Genomic DNA, 6015 nt, shown 5'->3' with positions numbered 1-6015 from the left:
GGCTGGCAGGAGTTCTAAGCCAAGATGACGACGGTTTGTGACCCGACGCCGCAGATCTTCGAGCTGCCCGCGGTGCTTGATCTGAGGGCCGCGCCCGCGCTTGCCGCCTGCCTGGCGGCGCTGCGCGGCGCCCCGCTCGCCATCGACGCCAGCCGCGTCGAGCGGCTCGGCGGCCAGTGCCTGCAGGTGCTGTTGGCGGCCGCGCAGAGCTGGCGCACCGATGCCGCGGCGCTGACGCTGAGTGCGCCGACGCCCGCCTTTGTCGACGGGCTGCGGCTCATGGGCCTCAGCCCCGCCGCGCTGACCACCGAGGAACCCGAGGCATGAGCATGACCATCCTGACCGTCGACGATTCGCGCACCATGCGCGACATGCTGAAGCTGGCGCTCGGCGAGGCCGGCTACCGCGTCGTCCAGGCCGAGGACGGCGTGCACGGGCTCGAGGTGCTCAAGGGCGAGACGCCGCGGGTGATCATCACCGACATCAACATGCCGCGGCTCGACGGCTTTGGCTTCATCGAGCAGGTGCGCGCCGAGCCCGCCTATCGCGGCATCCCGATCCTGGTGCTGACCACCGAGAGCGACGCGGCCAAGAAGGACCGGGCGCGGCGCGCCGGGGCGACCGGCTGGATCGTCAAGCCGTTCCACCCCGACAAGCTGATCGAGGCGATCCGGCGCGTCGCGGCGTGAGCGGCGGTACAGGGCACACAGGCGTAAAGGCGTAAAGGGAGACTAGGCACGTGGACGCGATGTCAGCCATCAAACAGACGTTCTTCCAGGAATGCGAGGAACAGCTCGCCGAACTGGAGGCCGGTCTCCTGGCGATCGAGGCCGGCGAGGCCGAGCCCGACACCGTCAACGCGGTGTTCCGCGCCGTGCATTCGATCAAGGGCGGCGCCGGCGCCTTCAGCCTCGCGGCGCTGGTGCAGTTTGCGCATGTCTTCGAGACCGCGCTCGACCAGCTGCGCTCGGGCACGCTGGCGCCGACGCCGGAGCTGCTGAAGGTGATGCTGCGCGCCGCCGACCTGCTCGCCGACCTGGTGCAGGCGGCCCGCACCGACCAGGTGGTCGACGAAGGCCGCAGCCAGGTGCTGATCGACGAGCTCAACACCATCGGCGGCGGCCTGGCGACAGACGACGACGGCGGCGACGGCGACATGGACGGCTTTGTCTTCAACCCGGTCACGGTCGGCTTCGACTTTCTCGACAGCGTGCCGGCCGCGCCGGCCGCGCAAAGCTTCAGCATCCGCTTCAAGCCGCGGCCCGAGCTCTATGCCAAGGGCAATGAGACCGCGCTGGTGCTGCGCGAGCTCGAGCGGCTCGGCGCCATCGCGGTCAGCTGCAACACGAGCGAGCTGCCGGAGCTGGGCGAGCTCGACCCCGAGGGCGCCTATCTCGACTGGAGCGTCGAGCTGACCACCGACAAGGGTGAAGAGGCGGTGCGCGAGGTGTTCGAGTTCGTCGAGTGGGACTGCGAGCTCGCCATCCAGGCCGCCGGCGGCGCGGCCGCCGACGCCGGCTTCGACGTCGAGGCGCTGCTGCGTTCGATCCAGGCCGAGGCCGCCGCCGAACCGGTATTTGCCGAACCGGAGCCGCTGGCGCTGCGCGAACCGCTGACCATGGCCCCGGCGCCTGGCGCCGCGCCGGCCGCCGACGCCCCTTCCCCGGCCGCCAAGCCGGGCCAGGCGCGCGGCGAGGCCACTGCCGGCGCCGGCGCGCCGCAGACCATCCGCGCCGACCTCGAGCGCGTCGACCGGCTGATCGACCTGGTCGGCGAGCTGGTCATCAACCAGGCGATGCTGTCGCAGCGGGTCATCGAGGCCGGCCATGCGCCCGGCTCGGCGGTCGCCATCGGCCTCGACGAGCTCGAGCAGCTGACGCGCGAGATCCAGGACTGCGTCATGGCGATCCGCGCCCAGGCGGTCAAATCGGTGTTCCAGCGCATGCCGCGCCTGGTGCGCGAGGTCGCCGGGCTGACCGGCAAGGAGGTCAGGCTGATCACCGACGGCGAGGCCACCGAGGTCGACAAGACGGTCATCGACCGCCTCACCGACCCGCTCACCCACATGATCCGCAACGCCATCGACCACGGGCTGGAGGCGCCGGAGGCGCGGCTGGCCGCCGGCAAGCCGGCGGAAGGGGTGGTGCGGCTGTCGGCGATGCACCGCTCGGGGCGCATCGTCATCGAGGTCGCCGACGACGGCGCCGGCATCAACCGGCCCAAGGTCAAGCAGCTGGCGATCGCCAAGGGGCTGATCGCCGCCGACGCGGTTCTGTCCGACGAGGAGACCGACAACCTGATCTTTTTGCCCGGCTTCTCGACCGCCGCGGAAGTGTCCAACATCTCCGGCCGCGGCGTCGGCATGGACGTGGTCAAGCGCTCGATCCAGTCGCTCGGCGGCCGGCTGTCGATCGCCTCGCGGCCGGGCAAGGGCTCGACCTTCACCATGAGCCTGCCGCTGACCTTGGCGGTGCTCGACGGCATGGTGGTCACCGTCGCCGGCCAGACCCTGGTGGTGCCGCTGACCGCCATCATCGAGACCTTGCAGCCCAAGGCGGCCGACGTGCACGGCTTCGGCGGCAGCGCCCGCGTCATCGCCATCCGCGACGCCTTTACGCCGCTCATCGACATCGGCCGCGCGCTCGGCTTCCGCGCCCAGGCCACCGACCCGGCCGCCGCCGTCGCCATCCTGGTCGAGACCGAGGGCGGCCGCCGCAGCGCGCTGTTGGTCGACACCATCCAGGGCCAGCGCCAGGTCGTCATCAAGAGCCTGGAGACCAATTACGGCGCCGTGCCCGGCATCGCCGCCGCCACCATTTTGGGCGACGGCCGCGTCGCGCTGATCCTCGACGTCGACGCCGTGGTCGCCGAGACCCACGCCGACGCCACGCTCGAACCGGTTCTCAAAGCAGCAGGGTAAGGACATGACCGAGACCTCAAAGCATACCCGCGAACTCATCGCCTTCCGCATCGGCGAGCAGGAATTCTGCGTCGACATCATGTCGGTGCGCGAGATCCGCGGCTGGACGCCGGCCACCGTGCTGCCGCAGGCGCCGGCCTATGTGCGCGGCGTCATCAATTTGCGCGGCGCGGTGCTGCCGATCGTCGACCTCGCCGCCCGCCTCGGCTTCGCCCCGCCCGAGCCGACGGTGCGCCACGTCATCATGATGGCCCAGGTCGGCCACCAGGTGGTCGGGCTGTTGGTCGACGCCGTCTCCGACATCCTGTCGGTGACCGACGACGCCATCCAGCCGACCCCCGACGTCGCCTCCGACATGGCGTCCAGCTTCGTGCGCGGCGTGCTCGCCATCGAGGGCCGCATGATCAGCCTGATCGCGCTCGACAACGTGCTGCCGACCTTCGAGCCGATCGCCGCATGAGCGAGCTCGAGAGCGGCGGCCCAGGCAACGCGCGGCGGCGCAGCATCGTGGCGGGCGAGTTCGTGCTGACCAGCGAGGACATGCGCCAGATCGCCGCCATGCTGCACGCCGATGCCGGCATCTATTTGACCGAGGCCAAGGCGACGCTGGTCTATTCGCGGCTGTCCAAGCGGCTGCGCTCGCTCGGGCTCGAGAGCTTCCGCGACTACTGCGCCCTGGTCGCCTCGGCCGAGGGCCTCGACGAGCGCCAGAAGATGCTGGCGGCGCTGACCACCAACGTCACCAACTTCTACCGCGAGCCGCACCACTTCGAGCATCTCGCCAAGACCGTGCTGCCGCCGCTGCTCGACCAGGCGCGGCGCGGCGGCCGCGTGCGCATCTGGTCGGCCGCCTGCTCCAACGGCGCCGAGCCCTACACCATCGCGCTGACCATTTTGGGCCTGCTGCCGGAGGCCGCCGGCCACGACATCAAGATCCTGGCCACCGACATCGACACCAACATGGTCGCCCACGGCCATCAAGGCGTCTACAGCGAGGCGGCACTCCGGCCGGTGCCGGCCGAGTTGCGCCGGCGCTGGTTCGTGCCGCTGCGCGGCCAAGGCGCGGCCAAGGACTGGGGCGTGGCCGACGAGCTGCGCCAGCTCGTCGCCTTCCGCGAGCTCAACCTGATCGCGCCGAGCTGGCCGATGAAGGGCCGCTTCCAGGCGATCTTCTGCCGCAACGTCGTCATCTACTTCGAGGAGGCGACGCAGGCGCGGATCTGGAGCCGCTTCGTGCCGCAGCTGACGCCCGGCGGCCACCTCTATATCGGCCATTCGGAGCGGGTGTCGGGGCCGGCGGCGGCCGACTTCCAGCCCGCCGGCATCACCACCTACCAGCTCAAGGGGGCCGGCCGATGAAGTCGATCCGGGTCCTGGTCGTCGACGATTCGGCCACCATGCGCAGCCTGTTGTCGGTGGCGCTGCGCCGCGATCCCGCCATCGAGGTCGTCGGCCACGCCGCCGACGCGCTCGAGGCGCGCGACAAGATCAAGGCGCTCAATCCCGACGTCTTGACCCTCGACGTCGAGATGCCGAACATGAACGGCCTCGACTTCCTCGACAAGATCATGCGGCTGAGGCCGATGCCGGTGATCATGGTCTCCAGCCTGACCAGCCGCCACGCCGCCGCCACCTTGACCGCGCTCGAGATCGGCGCCTTCGACTGCATCTCCAAGGCCAGCTTCAGCGACGAGCACGCCTTCGAGGCGCTGATTGCCACCGTCAAGGCGGCGGCGCGCGCCCGCATCCGGCCGCGCGGCGACGCCCCGGCCAGCGCCGCGCCGGCACCGGCACCGTCCGGCTACGCGCCGAACGGCCGCGTCGTCGCCATCGGCTCCTCGACCGGCGGCGTCGAGGCGCTGCTTTCCATCGTCGGCCAGTTCCCGGCCAACTGCCCGCCCACCGTCATCACCCAGCACATGCCGCCGCTGTTCACCAAGAGCTTTGCCGAGCGGCTCAACCGGCTGTGCCGGCCGACCGTCAGCGAGGCCGTCGACGGCGCCCCGCTGCTGCCCGGCCACGTCTATCTGGCGCCGGGCGGCGCCAGCCATCTCGAGGTCGCCGGCGGAGCGGGCGCGCTGCGCTGCCGGCTGCGCGCCGGCGAACCGGTCAACGGCCACCGGCCGTCGGTCGACGTGCTGTTTGCCTCGGTCGCCAAGAGCCTGGGCAGCCACGCCGTCGGCGTCATCCTGACCGGCATGGGCCGCGACGGCGCCGCCGGCCTGTTGGCGCTGCGCCAGGCCGGTGCCGCCACGCTTGGCCAGGACGAGGCGACCAGCCTGGTCTATGGCATGCCGCGCGCCGCCTTCGAGGCCGGCGCCGTCGAGCGCCAGCTGCCGCTCGACAAGATCCCCGCCCACCTGCTCGGCTTGACCCGGGCACCTTCCCCTGCACGGAGCTAACCATGTCTTTCCTTCAACACTTCAAGGTGCTCGTCGTCGACGACACCACCACTTCCCGCATCCTGATCTCCGAATCGCTGCAGGACATGGGCATCCGCCAGATCACGCTGGCCAAGGACGGCGAGCACGCGCTGCGCACCATCATGGCGCAGCCGCAGCATCTGGTGATCTCCGACTTCAACATGCCCAACCTCGATGGCTTGGGCCTGCTCAAGGCGATCCGCTCCTACGCCCCGACCCGCAACACGCCGTTCATCATCCTGACCGGCAAGAGCGACCGCGCCCTGCTCGAGCGCGCCGCCGCCCTCGGCGTCAACAACTATCTGACCAAGCCGTTCACCACCGCCCAGCTCAAGCGCGCCATCGAGCAGATCGTCGGGGACCTCAGGTGACCAAGGACGCCGCGCCGCAGCGCATCACCGTCATGCGCGGCGAGTTCCATGTCGTCGACCGGCCCGAGGTGGTGCTGACCACCATCCTCGGCTCCTGCGTCGCCGCCTGCCTGCGCGACCCCTACGCCGGCGTCGGCGGCATGAACCACTTCCTGTTGCCCGGCACGCTCGGTGCGGCCCGCCGCGACGCCGAGCGCTACGGCGTCCACCTGATGGAGCTGTTGGTCAACGGGCTGTTGGCGCGCGGCGCCCAGCGCCAGCGGCTCGAGGCCAAGCTGTTCGGCGGCGCCCGCACGCTCGA

General features: G+C 70.7%; 7 protein-coding genes and 1 pseudogene. All 8 read left to right on the top strand.

The genetic code is table 11. From position 1 onward, the window contains the following. Positions 1-24 precede the first annotated feature (24 nt). Positions 25-327 (top strand): STAS domain-containing protein, encoded by a 303-nt coding sequence (locus tag M2281_RS29100; RefSeq protein WP_280824694.1) that lies wholly within the window; start codon positions 25-27, stop codon positions 325-327. Beyond that, the gene (locus M2281_RS29095; protein WP_280824693.1) at positions 324-689 is read left to right on the top strand and encodes a response regulator; all 366 of its coding nucleotides are present in this window, start codon (positions 324-326) and stop codon (positions 687-689) included. The genes M2281_RS29100 and M2281_RS29095 overlap by 4 nt, the downstream gene beginning before the upstream one ends. A 59-nt stretch (positions 690-748) precedes the next feature. Next, positions 749-2920: a chemotaxis protein CheA gene (locus M2281_RS29090; RefSeq protein WP_280824692.1), complete on the top strand. Its 2172-nt coding sequence runs from the start codon at positions 749-751 to the stop codon at positions 2918-2920. Between the two features lie 4 nt (positions 2921-2924). Next, positions 2925-3380, top strand: a complete 456-nt coding sequence (locus M2281_RS29085) for a chemotaxis protein CheW (protein ID WP_280824691.1) — start codon at positions 2925-2927, stop codon at positions 3378-3380. After that, positions 3377-4279, top strand: coding sequence for a CheR family methyltransferase (locus tag M2281_RS29080; RefSeq protein ID WP_280824690.1), 903 nt, complete (start codon positions 3377-3379; stop codon positions 4277-4279). The genes M2281_RS29085 and M2281_RS29080 overlap by 4 nt, the downstream gene beginning before the upstream one ends. Continuing rightward, positions 4276-5322, top strand: a complete 1047-nt coding sequence (locus tag M2281_RS29075; RefSeq protein ID WP_280824689.1) for a protein-glutamate methylesterase/protein-glutamine glutaminase — start codon at positions 4276-4278, stop codon at positions 5320-5322. The genes M2281_RS29080 and M2281_RS29075 overlap by 4 nt, the downstream gene beginning before the upstream one ends. A gap of 2 nt (positions 5323-5324) precedes the next feature. Then, positions 5325-5714 (top strand): response regulator, encoded by a 390-nt coding sequence (locus tag M2281_RS29070; RefSeq protein WP_280824688.1) that lies wholly within the window; start codon positions 5325-5327, stop codon positions 5712-5714. Positions 5715-5746: 32 nt separating this feature from the next. Then, positions 5747-6015 (top strand): annotated as a pseudogene (locus M2281_RS29065) (chemotaxis protein CheD); the annotation flags it as partial.

The sequence above is a fragment of the Pseudaminobacter soli (ex Li et al. 2025) genome, from assembly GCF_029892515.1.
Lineage (GTDB): Bacteria > Pseudomonadota > Alphaproteobacteria > Rhizobiales > Rhizobiaceae > Pseudaminobacter > Pseudaminobacter soli_A.
This window is presented reverse-complemented; position numbering and strand designations above follow the sequence as displayed.

What these genes read in the sequence shown, in the direction of transcription:
- M2281_RS29080 (WP_280824690.1), top strand. Translation starts at nt 3,377, where the DNA reads ATGAGCGAGCTCGAGAGCGGCGGCCCAGGCAACGCGCGGCGGCGCAGC.
- M2281_RS29085 (WP_280824691.1), top strand. Translation starts at nt 2,925, where the DNA reads ATGACCGAGACCTCAAAGCATACCCGCGAACTCATCGCCTTCCGCATC.
- M2281_RS29075 (WP_280824689.1), top strand. Translation starts at nt 4,276, where the DNA reads ATGAAGTCGATCCGGGTCCTGGTCGTCGACGATTCGGCCACCATGCGC.
- M2281_RS29095 (WP_280824693.1), top strand. Translation starts at nt 324, where the DNA reads ATGAGCATGACCATCCTGACCGTCGACGATTCGCGCACCATGCGCGAC.
- M2281_RS29090 (WP_280824692.1), top strand. Translation starts at nt 749, where the DNA reads ATGTCAGCCATCAAACAGACGTTCTTCCAGGAATGCGAGGAACAGCTC.
- M2281_RS29070 (WP_280824688.1), top strand. Translation starts at nt 5,325, where the DNA reads ATGTCTTTCCTTCAACACTTCAAGGTGCTCGTCGTCGACGACACCACC.
- M2281_RS29100 (WP_280824694.1), top strand. Translation starts at nt 25, where the DNA reads ATGACGACGGTTTGTGACCCGACGCCGCAGATCTTCGAGCTGCCCGCG.